This is a genomic window from Halomonas sp. E19, assembly GCF_052439355.1.
GTDB lineage: Bacteria > Pseudomonadota > Gammaproteobacteria > Pseudomonadales > Halomonadaceae > Halomonas.
On record NZ_JBNFWU010000001.1, the window covers coordinates 2,774,867 to 2,792,649 of the forward strand.

Below are 17,783 nucleotides of genomic sequence, written 5' to 3' on the forward strand. Positions count from 1 at the left end.
GACATACCCATCGCCCACAACGAGCGCGTACTTTCCGGCCTGGTCGGCCAGACGGTCTTCGCCGCCTGCGTGCTGTTCACGGCCATGCACCTCTATGCGCTCAACGTCACCCCCATCGAGACCTGGGCCTTCCGCATCCTTCACGTGGCCGGCGGCCTGGCCGTCGGGTTCGCCATCACGGCGGCCATGACCCTGGACCGCAGCCCCGCCAGCGTGCGCATCGCCCGCGTCGAGTGGCTGGCGCTGATCCCTGCTACCGCCGCCATCCTCTACGCCACCGCGACCATGGCCTACGCGTGGTTTCTGCGTGAAGCGCAGGGCACGGCGCCCGCCGCCTGGGTGCTGGTGCACATGAGCTGGGCACTGGCTATCGCTGCCACCATCGCCATGATCAGCAGCTGGGTGTGGCGCAGTTCGAGCCGCTCGATCCACTGGGCCGACGCCATCCTGATCGTCGCCTCGATCCTCGTGGCCGCCTATCTGCTGTTCGTGCTGCAGCGCTGGCGCATGGCCGCCGGCACCCCTTCGCCGGCCAGACCGAGCTGATCGTCTCGGCCGTGGGCGTGGCGCTGATCATGGAGCTGACCCGGCGCGTGGCAGGCCTGGCGCTGATCATCATCACCGCCGTATTCCTGCTCTATGCCTTTGCCGGCCCCTACCTGCCCGGCCTGCTGGAGCACCGCGGCTACTCGCCGCAGCGTTTCTTCACCTATCTGTATACCGACAACGGCATCTTGGGTCCGACCACCGCAGTCTCGTCGACCTACATTATTCTGTTCATCACTTTTGCCGCCTTCCTGCAGGCGTCGCGCGTGGGTGACTACTTCGTCAACTTCGCCTTCGCCGCGGCCGGGCGAACCCGTGGCGGCCCGGCCAAGGTGGCGGTGTTCGCCTCCGGCCTGATGGGCATGATCAACGGCACCTCGGCGGGCAACGTGGTCGCCACCGGCTCGCTGACCATCCCGCTGATGAAGAAGGTGGGCTACCATCCGCGCAGCGCCGGCGGCATTGAAGCCGCGGCCTCCACCGGTGGCCAGATCGTGCCGCCGATCATGGGCGCAGGCGCCTTCATCATGGCCGAGATCACCGGCATTCCCTATACCGAGATCGCCATTGCCGCACTGATCCCGGCCGCGCTCTACTTCCTCTCGATCTACCTGATGGTCGACCTGGAAGCGCGCCGTGGAGGCATGCAGGGCCTGCCCCGCGACCAGCTGCCGGTGTTCGGCCAGATGGTCAAGCAGGTCTACCTGTTCCTGCCCATCCTGATCCTGATCGGCACCCTGTTCATGGGCTACTCGGTGATCCGTGCCGGTACCCTGGCAATGATCAGCGCCGCGGTGGTGTCCTGGTTCACGCCTTACTGGATGGGGCCCAAGGCGCTGCTCAACGCGCTGTCGCTGGGTGCACGCATGGCCATTCCGCTGATCGCGGTATGTGCCTGCGCCGGCATCATCGTCGGGGTCATCGCCCTGACCGGGGTGGGCGCGCGCTTCGCGTCGATGCTGCTGGGCATCGCCGACACCAGCCACCTGCTGGCGCTGTTCTTCGCCATGTGCATCTCGATCCTGCTCGGCATGGGCATGCCCACTACGGCCGCCTACGCAGTGGCCGCCTCGGTGGTGGCACCGGGCCTGCAGCAGATCGGCATTCCGCCGCTGGTGGCGCACTTCTTCGTGTTCTACTACGCGGTGCTGTCGGCCATCACCCCGCCGGTGGCGCTGGCCGGCCATGCGGCGGCGGCCATCTCCAACACCGACCCGCTGAAGACGGCGATGACCTCCTTCAAGTTCGGCCTGGCCGCATTCATCGTGCCCTTCATGTTCTTCTACAGCCCGGCGCTGCTGATGGACGGCACCTGGATGCAGATCCTGCGCGTAGCAATTACCGCCGGCGTGGGTATCTACCTGCTGGCCGCCGCGGTGCAGGGCTGGTTCCTCAACGGCGGCGTCAACCTCGTGCAGCGCGTGTTGCTGCTGGCCGCCGCCCTGTCGATGATTGCCGGCGGCTGGATGACCGACCTGCTCGGCGTCGGCATCGGCGGGCTGGTGTTCATCTGGCAGGCGGCCGCGCTGAAGGCGAAACCCAGCGTGTCGAACTGACCGCTCAGCCAGCCTCCACGGCAACAGCACGCAGGCCCCGCCTAGGCGGGGCCCTTGTCTGTCTGGCGTTTCACACCCTCACTCAGGACTCGATCACACCGCAGGCCATGCGGGCGCCGCCGCCACCCAACTCCGGCTCGTCACTGTAGGTGTCGCCACCCTGGTGAATCATCAGGCTGCGGCCCTGCACGTCGTCGAGGCTCAGACGCGGCGCCAGCACCGGCAGGTTGGCCTCGCCATCCTCGTCGACCACCAGCACCGGCAGGTCGCCGAGGTGGCCGTCACCGTAGGGGCCCTGGTGGCTGTCCGCTTCCTCGGGGTCGTAGTGCCCGCCCGCCTCGCCGGCAGCGGTCATCTCGCCCTGCTCGTTCTCGCCTGGCTCGCAGCTGGGGTTCTCGTGCACATGGAATCCATAGACACCCGGCGGCATCTCGCGCAGCTCGGGGGTAAGCAGCAAGCCGTGGTCGGTGTCTTCCAGGGTGATGGTGCCGATCGACTCCTCGATGCCGTCGATGCTGACCCAGTTCATCTCGACCTCATGGCCCTCCTGGGCCTGGGCCTGTCCCACTCCTGCGGCAAGCAGCGCTACCGCCGCGGCAACTCCTGTCAGTCTGGCCTGGCGCATCTGGCGTCCTCCTGTTCCTGATTCCTTGGACTTGCCAGAACAGGCTAGACGCAGATACGCCGAGGCGCCATGCCGGGTCAGCGCAGATTGTCGAGGATGCGCAGGCAGGGATCGGCCTGGTTGAGGGTGTAGAAGTGCAGGCCCGGGCGCCGCCGTCGAGCAGGCGCTGGCACAGCCGCGACACCACCTCGGTGCCGAAGTCGGCGATGGCCTCGCTGTCATCACCGTAGGCTTCGAGCTGCTTGCGCACCCAGCGCGGGATCTCGGCGCCGCAGGCGTCGGAGAAGCGCGCCAGCTTGGTGTAGTTGGTGATCGGCATGATGCCGGGCACGATGGGGGCGTCTACCCCCAGCGCCTGGGCGCGCTCGACGAAGTGGAAGTAGGCGTCCGCGGAGAAGAAATACTGGGTAATGGCCAGGTTCGCCCCCGCCTTGACCTTGCGGGCGAAGTTCTCCAGGTCGCGCTCGAAGCTCGCCGCCTGGGGGTGCGACTCGGGGTAAGCCGCCACGGCGATCTCGAAGTGATCGCCGGTTTCTTCACGAATGAACTCGACCAGCTCGTTGGCGTAGCGCAGCTCGCCGATGCCGCCCATGCCGGAGGGCAGGTCGCCGCGCAGGGCCACCAGGCTGTCGATGCCCTCTTCGCGGTACTGCGCCAGCAGCCTGCGAAGCTGAGCCTTTTCGCTGCCGATGCAGGAGAGATGGGGCGCGGTGGCGATACCCGAGCTACGTACCTGGCGCACCGTGGTAAGGGTGCGCTCCTGGGTCGAACCGCCGGCGCCGTAGGTCACCGAGAAGAAGCGCGGCGCCCGAGCCGTCAGCGCATCGCGCACTCCCACCAGTTTCTCACGCCCTGCCTCGGTGTTCGGGGGAAGAACTCGAAGCTGATACCTAGCGGGGGAGACGTGCTCATGGAAACCTCGTGACTGCGCAGGCGCGCCGGCTCGGCACTGAAATGGATCGTTCTGGGATCTTGGAGGATCTTGGAAAAGGGCATTCTGCCGCCCCGCCCGATGGCTGACCAATGAAAAGTTTCGCGCCACAACATGAGCGAGGGTCATGCAACGACCGCGACAAGCTGCCGCTCGCCGACGACATGGACGCCAACCAACGCCATCCCCATGCAGACAGGCAACCGCCTGCCACCGACACCAGGCGCCGGAAACACAGCCGCGTAACAAAAAGATATCTGCGCCACATTGACCGTATTCGCCCAGCTGACGACCCTGAAAGAAGCGCCACGATGGCGACGTCATCGCCTGGAGCACCTGGAGAGATGCGTACCGTCTCAAGAGGCACGTACCGTTTTCTGGAGACGCAAGCCGCTCCCGGCAGTGGCCCAAGGCGATGAGATCTAGGCGACGAGGAGGGAACCCATGACCCAGGATATTCTCACCGGCACTCCCGTGCACGACGATGCCGGCAGGCAGGTCGGCAAGGTGGCCGACGCCAGCGATGCCGACAAGCTCGGCATCATCACCGAGACAGGCAGCCGCTTCTGGGTACCCCGGTCGCTGCTGGCCTTGCGCGACCAGCGCTGGACGCTGGAACCCGGCTATGCCGAACTCTCGCCCGACGAGGCCGAGATTCAGCAGGAGGAGCGCGAGCTGGACGAGGCCAATGCCGAAACCTTCCCCGCCAGCGACCCGCCCTCCTTCACTATGGGCGACGAAGGCAAGGGCTGAGCGTTCGCTTAGAAGGCCTTCCGTTTCGAGGACCTTGGGTTTTCGAGGACCTTTCGTTTCGCTGCGTTGTAAGGAGACAAGCATGGAGAAGTCCCGCACACCCCCGCAGGCCAGCGGACCACCGACATCGACGCCAAGGAAGGTGAAGCGATGCGCGACAAGGCGCGCCGGCTGACCGAGCGCGACACCCCGGATGATGCGCCCGCACAGGGCAGCCAGGCGTCCTCCGACAGCGGCGAGGTCTACCGCCCCGATGCCAACGTGGACGACCAGAAGCACAGCGGCAAGAAGCCCGGCATCGACACCCGGCGGGACGCCACGCCGGTAGGCGGCGCCCAGGCGACCCGGGACAAGACCGCACACAAGGAGAACATCGACGACAAGGCCGATCAGGCCAGCTCGAGCCGGCGCAACGGCTAAGTGGTTTCTGAACGGCTGAACCACGCCTAAGCGCCCCCTGGCCCATCCGGCCAGGGCCGATCCACCAGGCTGACAGCCGCCCTGCCGACAGGCATCATGGCGGCTTTCGGCATGGGAATGGCAAGGATGACGATCGACCCTGGCGCCCTGATGGGCCCCTCTGGACGCTGCTGGCCTTTGTCGGCCTGGGCTGGCTGGCCGCACGGCGCCTGGCCATCGACCCGCGCCCGATCGCCACCCTGCTGATCTACCTGATCGCGCCGCTGACCTTCTTCCGCGGCCTGCTGCTGGGCGGCCCCACGCCCTTCTACCTGCTGCTCACCGTCGCCTTCTTTCTGCTGGCAAGCCTCGTCGCCGCCGCCATCAACCCGCTGGCGAAGCGCTTCCTGTCACCTCAGGAGAGCGCCCTGCTGGCCTTCTCCTCGGGCACCGGCAACACCGGCTACTTCGGCCTGCCCATCGCCATGATCCTGCTGCCGCCCGAAGGGGTCACGCTGTACCTCTTCTGCATCCTCGGCATCACCCTCTACGAGTTCACCGTCGGTTTCTATCTCAGCGCCCGCGGCCAGTTCTCGGTGAGGAGAGCCTGCGCAAGATCGTGCGGCTGCCGCTGATCTACGCCTTCCTCGCCGCGCTGGTGGTCAGCGGGCTCGGCGTGACGCTCCCGACCGCGCTGATGGAGAGCCTGGCGGTATTCCCGGCCACCTACACCCTGCTCGGCATGATGATCATCGGCATGACGCTGGGCCGGGTGACCTTCCGCGAAATCGACCTGCGCTTCATGGCCGGCTGCGTGGCGGTACGCTTCGGCCTGTGGCCATGGCTGATGCTGGGGACGGTGCTGGTGCTGCAGGCGCTGCTGCCGCTGCCCGACGAACTGGCCCTGGCCCTGCTGCTGCTGGGCGTGGTACCGATGGCGGCTAATGTGGTGGTGGTGGCCATGGAGCTCGGCATCAAGCCGGAGAAGGGCGCCCTGGCGGTGTTGGCCACCACCCTGGCCGCCCCGCTGCTGATCCCGCTCTACCTGCAGCTGCTGATGGGGCTGGCCGGCGTCGGCTGACGCCACAGCCGCGGCTCAGTGCGACGCCATGGCGATACATGCCTCGGCGCAGCGTCGGCACGCCTCGGCGCACTGCCGGCAGTGGTCGGCCTCGTGCTTGGCGCATTCGTCGGCGCACGCCTTGCAGATGTCGGCGCACAGGCGGCACAGCTGGTTGGCATACTCGCTGTCCTGGGCCATGAAGGACGCCGCCAGGCGGCAGATCTGCGCGCACTGCATGTCCAGGCGAATGCACTCCGCCATCATCTGGACATCCTCCTCCTGCAGGCACGACGTCGCGCAGCGGTCGCAGTAGGCCGCGCAGACATGGCAGGCTTCGATACACGCCTTGTAGTGACCAAAATCCATCTCGCTCACTCCTCTATGGGCTCGGCACGTGGAACCCCGCAGGCACCGCGCTTGCGGCCCTGCGGGTATGCTGAAAGCTAGCCGACGCCCGAAAGCCCCTCAAGCGAAGCGCCAGCATGCCCCGCTGCAAGCGCAACAACGCCGCCCGCGGGCGGCGTTGTTAATGCTCTGCTCTGCTCTTCTCATCTCTGCGCAGCGTATCAGTAGCGATAGGCGTCCGGCTTGTACGGCCCCGCCACCGGCACGCCGGTGTACTTGGCCTGCTGCTCGGTCATCTGCGTGAGCACGCCGCCGAAGCCCTCGACCATGTAGCGGGCCACCTCCTCGTCGAGATGGCGCGGCAGCACGGTCACCGCCAGGCCGCCCTGCTTCTCGGCCGGCGGCAGGTCGGCGAAGCGCTGTTGGTAAAGGTGGATCTGCGCCAGCACCTGGTTGGCGAAGGAGCCGTCCATCACCCGCGAGGGGTGCCCGGTGGCATTGCCCAGGTTGACCAGGCGCCCCTCGAGAGCAGCAGCAGGTAGTCGCTGCTGGCGGGGTCGAAATGCCCGGGCTTGCTGTCGCGATAGACCTTGTGCACCTGCGGCTTGACCTCCTCCCAGTGCCAGTGGCGGCGCATGTAGCCGGTGTCGATCTCGTTGTCGAAGTGGCCGATGTTGCACACCACCGCGCCGGGTTTGAGCGCCTCGAGCATGGCGGCGTCGCAGGCCTCGATGTTGCCGGTGCAGGTCACCACCAGGTCGATGCGCGAGAGCAAGGCCTGGTCGACGCTCTGCTTGCCGCGGTTGACGCCGTCGACATAGGGCGACACCACTTCATAGCCGTCCATGCACGCCTGCATGGCGCAGATGGGGTCGATCTCGGCGACCTTGACGATCATGCCCTCCTGGCGCAGCGAGGCCGCCGAGCCCTTGCCCACGTCGCCGTAGCCCACCACCAGCGCCTGCTTGCCCGCCAGCAGGTGGTCGAGGCCGCGCTTGATGGCATCGTTGAGCGAGTGGCGGCAGCCGTACTTGTTGTCGTTCTTCGACTTGGTCACGGCGTCGTTGACGTTGATCGCCGGCACCTTGAGCGTGCGGTCGCGCAGCATCTCCTGCAGGCGATGCACGCCGGTGGTGGTCTCCTCGGAGATGCCGTGAATGGCGTCGAGCAGCTCGGGGCGCTTGTCGTGCAGCAGCGCGGTGAGGTCGCCGCCGTCGTCGAGCACCATGTTGGGGGTCCAGCCGTCGGGGCCCTCCACGGTCTGCTCGATGCACCACCAGAACTCCTCTTCCGTCTCGCCCTTCCAGGCGAACACCGGGATGCCGGCGGCGGCGATGGCGGCGGCGGCGTGATCCTGGGTCGAGAAGATGTTGCACGACGACCAGCGCACCGACGCCCCCAGGTCGACCAGGGTCTCGATCAGCACCGCCGTCTGAATGGTCATATGGATGCAGCCGGCGATGCGCGCGCCGGCCAGCGGCTGCTCGTCGCGATATTTGGCGCGGATCTTCATCAGCGCCGGCATCTCGGTCTCGGCGATGCGGATCTCCACGCCGCCCCCAGTCGGCCAGGCTGATGTCGGCGACCTTGAAGTCCTGCGCGGTCGGGGCGGAAACGGCGGGCTGGTTCATGCATCACCTCTCTCGAGCGGAAACGGTGACACCTACTATAGGCCCAGCGCGGCCCTGCGTGCCAAGCCGATGGCTTCACGCAAGGGCCCGCTCGTCTCGAAACGACGACGCCCGGCACTGGGCCGGGCATCGTGATGGGGCTTGGCGACAGCGCTTTTTAACAGCGCGTTGCGACTGCTCTTCGCAATCGTCGCGCCGAAGCTTACAGCCCGGCGGCCTGTCGCAGGGCCGCGGCGCGGTCGGTACGCTCCCAGGGAAAGCGGTGAAGGTCTCGGTATGCTCCTGGCCCTTGGTGTCCTTCCAGCAGTAGCTGGTCTCGAAAGGCTCGCGGCCGAAGTGGCCGTAGGCAGCGGTGAGCTGATACATGGGGTGCAGCAGATCGAGCATGCGGGTGATGGCGTAGGGGCGCAGGTCGAAGTGCTCGCGCACCAGCTCGATGATGCGCGCCTCGTCTACCTTGCCGGTGCCGAAGGTGTTGATCGACACCGAGGTCGGCTCGGCCACGCCGATGGCGTAGGAGACCTGGATCTCGCAGCGGTCGGCCAGGCCGGCGGCGACGATGTTCTTGGCCACGTAACGTCCGGCGCAGGCGGCGCTGCGATCGACCTTGGAGGGTCCTTGCCCGAGAAGGCGCCGCCGCCGTGGCGCGCCATGCCGCCGTAGGTATCGACGATGATCTTGCGCCCGGTCAGGCCGCAGTCGCCCACCGGGCCACCGATGACGAACTTGCCGGTGGGATTGATGTGGTACTGGGTCGACTCGGAGAGCCACTCGGCGGGGATCACCACCTCGATGATCTCGCGCCGGACCATGCGCCGCAGCTCTTCCTGGTCGATCTCCGGGGCGTGCTGGGTCGACAGCACCACCGCCTCGACGCCGCACGGCATGCCCGCCTCGTCGTAGCGGAAGGTGACCTGGCTCTTGGCGTCCGGGCGCAGCCATGGCAGCAGCCTGTGCTTACGCAGCTCGGCCTGGCGCTCTACCAGGCGGTGGGCGTAGTGGATCGGCGCCGGCATCAAGGACTCGGTCTCGTTGGTGGCGTAGCCGAACATCAGGCCCTGGTCGCCCGCACCCTGGTCCTCCGGCCGGCTGCGGTCCACCCCTGGGCGATGTCCACGCTCTGCTTGCCGATCAGATTGAGCACGCCGCAGGTCTCGCCGTCGAAGCCCACTTCCGAGGAGGTGTAGCCGATGTCGATGATCACCCGGCGCACCAGCTCCTCCAGATCGACCCAGGCCGAGGTGGAGATCTCACCGGCAACGATCGCCACGCCGGTCTTGACCAGCGTCTCGCAGGCCACCCGGGCGTGCTTGTCGCGGGCGATGATGGCATCCAGCACCGCATCGGAGATCTGGTCGGCGATCTTGTCCGGGTGCCCTTCGGACACGGACTCGGAGGTGAACAGGGTGTATTCGCTCATGGCCTTCTCGACCCTCTGTGTTTCGGCAAAAGCGCAGCGGCGCTGTACAAGCCAGAATGACAGCCCCCTCGGCTGCGCACGTGGCCCGGCTTCCTGCCCGGCAGTCGCGCCTCGATGGGGGCCCGAGTTTACACGGAGCCACTTTCGGTGGCACCCGTCATTTGATGACCGGCGGCAAGTCGGCGACAATGAGCGACCAAACTGATCGCGCCGTGTCACCCTGCGGCGCCCAGCCAGAAAGCGTAGCGGCAGGCCCCGCGGCCCCGCCAACGAATCGCCCCATTCTGCCGCAGGCGAGGAGCTAACCCAACATGCCATCCCGTTTCGAACTGGCCAATGCCATTCGTGCCCTTTCCATGGATGCCGTCCAGAAGGCGAAATCCGGCCATCCCGGCGCGCCCATGGGCATGGCCGACATCGCTGAAGTGCTGTGGAACGACTACCTGAAGCACAACCCCAGCGATCCGAAATGGCCCGACCGCGACCGCTTCATCCTGTCGAACGGCCACGGTTCGATGTTGCTCTACTCCCTGCTGCACCTGTCCGGCTACGAGCTAGAGCTCGAGCAGCTGCGCAACTTCCGCCAGCTGCACTCCAAGACCGCCGGCCACCCCGAGTTCGGCTACGCCCCCGGCGTGGAAACCACCACCGGCCCGCTGGGCCAGGGCCTGGCCAACGCGGTGGGCATGGCCATCGCCGAGAAGACTCTCGCGGCACAGTTCAACCGCCCGGGCCATACCCTCGTCGACCACCAGACCTACTGCTTCGCCGGTGACGGCTGCCTGATGGAAGGTATTTCCCATGAGGTGTGCTCGCTGGCCGGCACCCTGGGGCTGGGCAAGCTCACGGTGTTCTACGACGCCAACGGCATCTCCATCGACGGCGAGATCGAGGGCTGGTTTACCGACGACACCGCCAAGCGCTTCGAGGCCTATGGCTGGCACGTGGTGCCCAACGTCGACGGCCACGACCCCGAGCAGATCAAGGCGGCGATCGAGCTGGCGCGCAGCCACGAAGAGAAGCCGAGCCTGATCATCTGCAAGACCATCATCGGCTTCGGCGCCCCCAACAAGCAGGGCAAAGAAGAGGCCCACGGCGCCCCGCTGGGCGACGAGGAAGTGGCCGCCGCGCGTCAGCAGCTGAACTGGCCGCATCCGCCGTTCCATGTGCCCGAGCCAATCTACCAGGCCTGGGATGCCCGCGAGCGTGGCAAGGCGCAGCAAGACGACTGGCAGGCGCGCTTCGCCCGCTACCGCGACGAACATCCTGAGCTTGCCCGCGAGTTCAGCCGCCGCACTCAGTGCAAGCTGCCGGCGGAAATCACCAGCGAGGCCTTCATCGAGAAGATGCAGCAGAAGGGCGAGACCATCGCCACGCGCAAGGCGTCGCTGCTGTGCCTCAACGAGCTCGGCCCGCAGCTGCCTGAGCTGCTCGGCGGCAGCGCCGACCTGGCACCCTCCAACCTGACCTTCTGGAGCGGCGCCAAGCCGATCTCCCGCGAGAACCCAAGCGGCAACTACCTGCACTACGGCGTGCGCGAGTTCGGCATGGGCGCGATCATGAACGGCATCGTGCTGCACGGCGGCTTCATCCCCTACGGCGCCACCTTCCTGATCTTCATGGAGTACATGCGCAACGCCGTGCGCATGGCGGCCTTGATGGGCAAGCGCGCCATCTACGTGTTTACCCACGACTCCATCGGCCTGGGCGAGGACGGCCCCACCCACCAGCCGATCGAGCAGCTGACCCAGCTGCGCAGCACGCCCAACCTGTGCACCTGGCGTCCCTGCGACGCGGTCGAGACCGCCGCCGCCTGGGACGCCGCAATCAAGCGCAACTCCGGCCCTACCGCGCTGGTGCTGTCGCGCCAGAACCTGCCGCACCAGCAGCGCAGCGAGCAGCAGCTGGCCGAGATCCAGCGCGGCGCCTATGTGCTCAAGGACAGCGAGGGCACCCCGAGCTGATCCTGATCGCCACCGGCTCCGAAGTGGCGCTGGCCATGGAGGCCGCCGCCGAGCTGGAAGGCCAGGGCCGCGCCGTACGCGTGGTCTCGATGCCCTCGGCCTACCGCTTCGACGGCCAGGAGGCCGAGTACCGCGAGAAGGTGCTGCCGCGTGCGGTGACCAAGCGCATCGCCATCGAGGCCGGCCACGCCGACTACTGGTACAAGTACGTGGGCCTCGACGGCCGCGTGATCGGCATGACCACGTTCGGCGAGTCCGCCCCGGCGGAGGCGCTGTTCAAGCACTTCGGTTTCACCCGCGAGAACGTGGTGAAGCAGGCCAAGGAGCTGCTGGGCTGATACGCATCTCGCCAGGCTAGCCTGACGCAGGCAGAAGAAGGGCACGGCCTCACGGTCGTGCCCTTTTCGTTACAGCCCTTTGCGTTACTGTGCCCTGCCGCTCAGGCGATGGTCACATCCCTGTCGAGATAGACATCCTGGATGGCGTGGAGCAGCGCCACCCCTTCGTCCATCGGCTTCTGGAACGCCTTGCGCCCGGAGATCAGGCCCATGCCACCGGCGCGCTTGTTGATCACCGCGGTGCGCACCGCCTCGCCCAGGTCGGAGTGGCCCTTGGCGCCGCCGCCGGAGTTGATCAGCCCGGCGCGGCCCATGTAGCAGCACGCCACCTGGTAGCGAGCCAGGTCGATGGGGTGATCGGAGGTGAGCTCATCGTAGACCTTGGCGTGGGTGTGGCCGAAGCCGATGTCGCGGTAGCCGCCGTTGGTCTCGGGCAGCTTCTGCTTGACGATGTCGGCCTTGAGCGTGGCGGCGAGGTGGTTGGCCTGGCCGGTGAGGTCGGCTGCCACGTGGTAATCCTTGCCGTCGTGCTTGAAGCCCGGGTTGCGCAGGTAGGCCCACAGCACCGTGGCCATGCCGAGCTGGTGGGCACGCTCGAAGGCTTCGCTGATTTCCATGATCTGGCGGCGGCTCTCGGGCGAGCCGAAGTAGATGGTGGCCCCCACCGCCACGCAGCCCATGTCGTGGGCCTGCTCCACCTCGGCGAACAGGGTCTGGTCGTACATCGCCGGATAGCTCAGCGTCTCATTGTGGTTGAGCTTGAGCATCATCGGGATGCGGTGGGCGTAGCGCCGCGCTACCGACGACAGCACCCCGAGGGTGGAGGCCACGCCGTTGCAGCCGCCCTCGATGGCCAGTTCGACGATGTTGGCGGGGTCGAAGTAGCGCGGGTTGGGCGCGAAGGAAGCACCGGCGGAGTGCTCGATGCCCTGGTCCACCGGCAGCAGGCTGAGGTAGCCGGTGCCGCCCAGGCGGCCGTGGTCGAACATCGCCTGCAGGCTGCGCATTACCGCCGGGCTGCGGTCGCTGTCGGCCACCACCCGGCTGACGAAGTCGGGCCCCGGCAGGTAAAGCTGCTCACGGGGAAAGCCCTCGCAGCGGTGGTTGAGCAGCCTGTCGGCTTCGTCACCCAACAGTTGGGCTATATCGGTCATGTCTGTCCTCTCCATGGTGTCGTGATTCGCCATTCCCAGCGTAGCGAAAACCGTACCGAGCCTACGCCTCGCTTGCAAACGATAGCGTTACTTTACCGAAAGCGGGTGGGCGCCCGGCAGCGCGCCAGCCGGGACGTCCCGGGGGTTTTGCGGTAGAATCGCCGCTTTCCATTCCAGGCCGCCCCCGGGCTGCCCCCGGCCACCGAAGGAGAGCCCAGCGAGCATGGCCCAGCGCATCGCCATCAACGGTTACGGTCGTATCGGCCAATGCGTGCTGCGCGCACTGATGGAGCGCCAGGCGGCCCAGCCCGACGCGCCGAGGCTCGAGGTGGTGGCGATCAACGAACTCTCCGATCTGGCCACCATCACCTACCTGACCCGCTACGACACCACGCATGGCCGCTTCCCCGGGCAGGTTTCGGCCGAGCACGGCCACCTGCGGGTCAACGGCCATGCCATCCAGGTGCTCTCCGAGGCCGACCCGTCGCGCCTGCCGTGGGGCGAGCTCGGCATCGACCTGGTGCTGGAGTGCTCGGGCAGCTTCAAGGATCGCGCCACCGCCGAGCGGCACCTGGCCGCCGGCGCCGGGCGCCTGCTGTTCTCCCAGCCCGCCGAGAACGACGTCGACGCCACCATCGTCTGCGGCATCAACGATGCCACGCTCGCTGCCGAGCACCGCGTCGTCTCGGCGGCCTCGTGCACCACCAACTGCCTGGTGCCGGTGCTCACGGTGCTCGACCGGGCGCTGGGCATCGAGCACGGCGTGACCACCACGGTGCACTCGGCCATGAACGACCAGCCGGTGATCGACGCCTACCACCAGACCGACCTGCGCCTGACGCGCTCGGCGATGCACTCCATCGTGCCCGTCGACACCAGCCTGGCACTGGGCATCAACCGCCTGATGCCGCACCTGGCCGGGCGCTTCGAATGCCTTCACATGCGCGTGCCGACCATCAACGTCTCGGCCATGGACCTGTCGCTCTGCGTACGCCGCGACACCTCCGCCGCCGAGGTCAACGCCCTGCTGCAGGAGGCAAGCCAAGGCCCGCTGGCCGGGCTGCTCGGCTACACCGAGGAGCCCATGGCCTCGGTCGACTTCAACCACGACCCCGCTCGGGTATCGTTGACGCCACCCAGACTCGGGTGGCTGGAGGCCGCCTGATCAAGCTGTTGTGCTGGTTCGACAACGAATGGGGCTTCGCCAACCGCATGCTCGACGTCGCTCAGCGCCTGGCCGCGCTGCGGCCGGCAGTACCCCGCTGAACCCGGTTCCGCTTTACCATCAATGAGGATGATGCCCTGATGAACGTGCTCAAGATGACCGACCTCGACCTGCGTGGACAGCGTGTGCTGATCCGCGAGGATCTGAACGTACCCGTCAAGCACGGCAAGGTGAGTAGCGACGCCCGCCTGCGGGCCAGCCTGCCGACCATCAAGGCGGCCATGGAGGCCGGCGCCAAGGTCATGCTGATGAGCCACCTAGGGCGCCCCACCGAGGGCGAGCCGGCCGAGGAATTCTCGCTGGCGCCGGTGGCCGAACACCTTGGCGAGCTGCTCGGCCGCCCGGTGCGGCTGGTCAAGGAGTACCTCGACAGCGCCCAGGATCTGGCTGACGGTGAAGTGGTGCTGCTCGAGAACGTGCGCTTCAACGTCGGCGAGAAGAAGGACGACGAGACCCTCGCCCAGCAATATGCCGACCTGTGCGACATCTACGTGATGGACGCCTTCGGCACCGCCCACCGCGCCCAGGCCTCCACCCACGGCGTGGCGCGCTTTGCTCCCCAGGCCTGCGCCGGCCCGCTGCTGGCCGCCGAGCTCGACGCCCTGGAAAAGGCACTGGCCACGCCCGGGCGGCCGATGGTCGCCATCGTCGGCGGCTCCAAGGTCTCGACCAAGCTCGAGGTGCTCAACGCCCTGTCCGAGAAGTGCGACCAGCTGATCGTCGGCGGCGGCATCGCCAACACCTTCATCGCCGCGGCCGGCCACAACGTCGGCAAGTCGCTGTATGAAGCCGACCTGGTCGAACAGGCCAAGGCACTGATGGCCAAGGTCGAGATTCCGCTGCCCACCGACGTGGTGGTCGCCACCGAATTCTCCGAATCGGCCGACGCCGTGGTCAAGCCGGTCGACCAGGTGAAGGATAACGAGATGATTCTCGATATCGGCCCCGACAGCGCCGGGCGGCTGGCCGGCCTGCTCAAGAACGCCGGCACCATCCTGTGGAACGGCCCGGTCGGCGTGTTCGAGATCGACCAATTCGGCAAGGGCACAGAAGCGCTGTCGCGTGCCATCGCCGAAAGCAACGGTTTCTCCATCGCCGGCGGCGGCGACACCCTGGCCGCCATCGACAAATACGGCATTGCCGAGCAGGTGTCCTATATTTCCACCGGCGGCGGTGCCTTCCTCGAGTATGTGGAAGGCAAGATACTGCCCGCGGTGAAGGCGCTGGAAGACGCCGCCGCACGCTGATCCAACCGGCGGTGCCCGGCCTCGCCGGGCACCGCCCCAATTTTCGACTGCAAGCCCCACAGATCGCACAGATCCCAGAGAGACAGGTGAGTTCATGGCACTGATCAGCATGCGCCAGATGCTGGACCACGCCGCCGAGCGCGGCTACGGCATCCCCGCATTCAACGTCAACAACCTCGAACAGATGCGCGCCATCATGGAGGCGGCCGACAAGACCGACTCACCGGTGATCGTTCAGGCCTCCGCCGGCGCCCGCAAGTATGCCGGCGCCCCTTCCTGCGCCACCTCATCCTGGCCGCGGTGGAGGAATTCCCGCACATCCCGGTCGTCATGCATCAGGACCACGGCACCTCGCCGGCAGTGTGCCAGCGCTCGATCCAGCTCGGCTTTTCCTCGGTGATGATGGACGGCTCGCTGGGCGAGGACGGCAAGACCCCGATGGACTACGACTACAACGTCGACGTCACCCGCCGCACCGTCGAGATGGCGCATGCCTGCGGCGTTTCGGTGGAGGGCGAGCTGGGCTGCCTGGGCAGCCTGGAGACCGGCATGGCCGGTGAAGAGGACGGCATCGGCGCCGAGGGCGTACTCTCCCACGACCAGCTGCTGACCGACCCCGAAGAGGCCGCCGCATTCGTCAAGGCGACCCAGGTCGATGCCCTGGCCATCGCCATCGGCACCAGCCACGGCGCCTACAAGTTCACCAAGCCGCCCACCGGCGATACGCTCTCCATCCAGCGCATCAAGGAGATCCACGCCCGCATCCCCGACACCCACCTGGTGATGCACGGCTCCTCCTCGGTGCCCCAGGAGTGGCTCGCCATCATCAACGAGTTCGGCGGCGAGATCCCCGAGACCTACGGCGTGCCGGTCGAGGAGATCGTCGAGGGCATCAAGTACGGCGTGCGCAAGGTCAACATCGACACCGACCTGCGCCTGGCCTCCACCGGCGCGGTGCGCCGCTTCCTGGCCCAACATCCCAGTGAGTTCGACCCGCGCAAGTACCTGAAGGAAACCGTGACGGCCATGCGCGACGTCTGCATCGCCCGCTACGAAGCCTTCGGCACCGCCGGCAACGCCAGCCGCATCAAGCCGATCAGCCTCGACGCGATGTACGAGCGCTACGCCCGCGGCGAGCTCGACCCCAAGATCAGGTAAACCCACCGGCCTGGCGGGGCGGCTCACGGAGCCGCCCCTGTTCGTTTCCGCCCAGCCTTTTATACTTTGAAAGAACGGTTTTACCGCGTTTGCTCACGCCAACCTGCCTTGCTGCAGCGTTTTTTTACATTGCACTGCAGCATAAGGTGGCCTAAGTGTGAGAAAGTAGCAGCACTGATGCTGCACTTGCCCCACAAGGAGGTCGACCCATGACACCCACCTATTTCTACCCCATATTGCCCAGCACGCCTGCCGCCATGTTCGATGTGTGGAAGCTCGGCACCATGATGTTCGAGCTCTGGTCGACGTCGCTTTCCACCATCTCCATGCGCCACCAGCTGTGGCACACCCAGCCGCCCACCAGCGCCAGGATGGTCCGCGAGAATCAGCGCATGGTCATGGAAAAGATGGAAGCCGGGATCGAGACCGGCTTCGCCATGCAGAAGGCCATGCTGGCGATGGCCTTCGGCCAGGCGGCGCCCTGGTGGGTTACCGGGCGCAACGCAATGCTGCCCTACCATCGCCGCAGCAGCGCCAACTCGCGCCGGCTGTCACGCCGCTGAGATAGGCGCAGCGACGAAGACAGGCGCAGCGCCGGCTGCCACCGCCTAGACTGGAAAGCTGTACCCCAAGGAAGCGAGGCCCGACATGACGTCCAATCCGCAAGCGCCGCGCCTGGCCAGCGGCATCGTCCTGATGCTGGCCCTGGCCACACCGGCACTGGCCGCCCCGGAAACTGCCACTACCACCAGCGACGACCCTACCCAGGTGGAAGGCATGAGCCCCGAGGAGTCGGAGCAGCAGCTCGACCCCAGGGCCGACCCGACCCAGCAGGCACGCCTGGAGGTGGGGGAACAGGCGCCCTTCGGCCGCTACCTGACCAACCAGGACGGCAAGAGTCTCTACATGTTCGAGCAGGATGAGCAGGGCGGCGACTATTCCACTTGCTATGAAACCTGCGCCATCGCCTGGCCGCCCTACACGACCGAGGAAGCACCGGCTGCCGGCGAGCAGGTCGATGCCGAGCGACTCGGCATGATCGAGCGCGACGACGGCACCCGGCAGGTCACCTATGACGGCTGGCCGCTTTACTTCTTCGCTCGCGACGTGTATCCCGGCGATGCCCTGGGCCAGGGGCTCGACCACATGGGCGGCCCCTGGTACCTGCTCTCTCCCGACGGCGAGATCATCGAGGAAGCCGACCCGCAGCAGGCCCCGCAGGTAACGCCGCAACACTGAAACACCAGGCCTGCCCACAGCCCACAGCGAGTGGGCAGGCCTGATTCGCCTGTGTCAGGACACCGATCGACTTGCCCAAACGCGCCCGCCCCCGGCAGATTGCCGGGGGCGGGTCGCTGACGGCGAAGCTTCCTTGCTGCCTAGAGTATCACCCTCGTCCTTGACGGTGACCGCCCTTCCCTGGGCGCT

General features: G+C 66.9%; 8 protein-coding genes and 8 pseudogenes. 10 read left to right on the plus strand and 6 right to left on the minus strand.

The window, feature by feature from the left end:
* The first annotated feature begins 84 nt into the window (after positions 1-84).
* Positions 85-2,102 (plus strand): annotated as a pseudogene (locus ACUDAL_RS14495) (TRAP transporter permease).
* A gap of 82 nt (positions 2,103-2,184) precedes the next feature.
* On the opposite strand, the gene sodC reads toward ACUDAL_RS14495, so the two are convergent.
* A complete protein-coding gene (gene sodC, locus ACUDAL_RS14500) occupies positions 2,185-2,727 on the minus strand; it encodes a superoxide dismutase [Cu-Zn] SodC (RefSeq protein WP_444678609.1) in 543 nt (180 codons plus the stop codon).
* Positions 2,728-2,804: 77 nt separating this feature from the next.
* Positions 2,805-3,639, minus strand: a pseudogene (gene metF, locus ACUDAL_RS14505) (methylenetetrahydrofolate reductase [NAD(P)H]).
* Between the two features lie 463 nt (positions 3,640-4,102).
* Between metF and ACUDAL_RS14510 the strand changes: the two are divergent.
* From ACUDAL_RS14510 to ACUDAL_RS14520, 3 genes and pseudogenes are all read left to right on the plus strand, one after another.
* The gene (locus ACUDAL_RS14510; RefSeq protein WP_444678610.1) at positions 4,103-4,411 is read left to right on the plus strand and encodes a hypothetical protein; all 309 of its coding nucleotides are present in this window, start codon (positions 4,103-4,105) and stop codon (positions 4,409-4,411) included.
* 150 nt (positions 4,412-4,561) lie between these two features.
* The gene (locus tag ACUDAL_RS14515) at positions 4,562-4,831 is read left to right on the plus strand and encodes a hypothetical protein (protein WP_444678611.1); all 270 of its coding nucleotides are present in this window, start codon (positions 4,562-4,564) and stop codon (positions 4,829-4,831) included.
* A gap of 126 nt (positions 4,832-4,957) precedes the next feature.
* A pseudogene (locus tag ACUDAL_RS14520) lies at positions 4,958-5,891 on the plus strand (AEC family transporter).
* A 15-nt stretch (positions 5,892-5,906) separates the two neighbouring features.
* Here ACUDAL_RS14520 and ACUDAL_RS14525 read toward each other — a convergent pair.
* From ACUDAL_RS14525 to metK, 3 genes and pseudogenes are all read right to left on the minus strand, one after another.
* A complete protein-coding gene (locus ACUDAL_RS14525) occupies positions 5,907-6,239 on the minus strand; it encodes a four-helix bundle copper-binding protein (protein ID WP_444678612.1) in 333 nt (110 codons plus the stop codon).
* 200 nt (positions 6,240-6,439) lie between these two features.
* Positions 6,440-7,849: pseudogene (gene ahcY / locus ACUDAL_RS14530) on the minus strand (adenosylhomocysteinase).
* A 202-nt stretch (positions 7,850-8,051) separates the two neighbouring features.
* Positions 8,052-9,269: pseudogene (gene metK, locus ACUDAL_RS14535) on the minus strand (methionine adenosyltransferase).
* A 311-nt stretch (positions 9,270-9,580) separates the two neighbouring features.
* Here metK and tkt point away from each other — a divergent pair.
* A pseudogene (gene tkt / locus ACUDAL_RS14540) lies at positions 9,581-11,571 on the plus strand (transketolase).
* A 101-nt stretch (positions 11,572-11,672) separates the two neighbouring features.
* On the opposite strand, the gene ACUDAL_RS14545 reads toward tkt, so the two are convergent.
* Complete coding sequence (locus ACUDAL_RS14545) at positions 11,673-12,725, minus strand: class I fructose-bisphosphate aldolase (protein ID WP_444678613.1); 1,053 nt, start codon at positions 12,723-12,725, stop codon at positions 11,673-11,675.
* Positions 12,726-12,948: 223 nt separating this feature from the next.
* Between ACUDAL_RS14545 and ACUDAL_RS14550 the strand changes: the two are divergent.
* From ACUDAL_RS14550 to ACUDAL_RS14570, 5 genes and pseudogenes are all read left to right on the plus strand, one after another.
* Positions 12,949-13,991: pseudogene (locus ACUDAL_RS14550) on the plus strand (type I glyceraldehyde-3-phosphate dehydrogenase).
* A 39-nt stretch (positions 13,992-14,030) separates the two neighbouring features.
* The gene (locus ACUDAL_RS14555) at positions 14,031-15,197 is read left to right on the plus strand and encodes a phosphoglycerate kinase (protein WP_444678614.1); all 1,167 of its coding nucleotides are present in this window, start codon (positions 14,031-14,033) and stop codon (positions 15,195-15,197) included.
* A 94-nt stretch (positions 15,198-15,291) separates the two neighbouring features.
* Positions 15,292-16,355 (plus strand): annotated as a pseudogene (gene fba, locus ACUDAL_RS14560) (class II fructose-bisphosphate aldolase).
* 209 nt (positions 16,356-16,564) lie between these two features.
* Entirely contained in the window at positions 16,565-16,918 is a 354-nt protein-coding gene (locus tag ACUDAL_RS14565; RefSeq protein WP_444678615.1) for a hypothetical protein, read from the plus strand.
* 85 nt (positions 16,919-17,003) lie between these two features.
* A complete protein-coding gene (locus ACUDAL_RS14570) occupies positions 17,004-17,594 on the plus strand; it encodes a COG4315 family predicted lipoprotein (protein ID WP_444678616.1) in 591 nt (196 codons plus the stop codon).
* Positions 17,595-17,783: the final 189 nt, after the last annotated feature.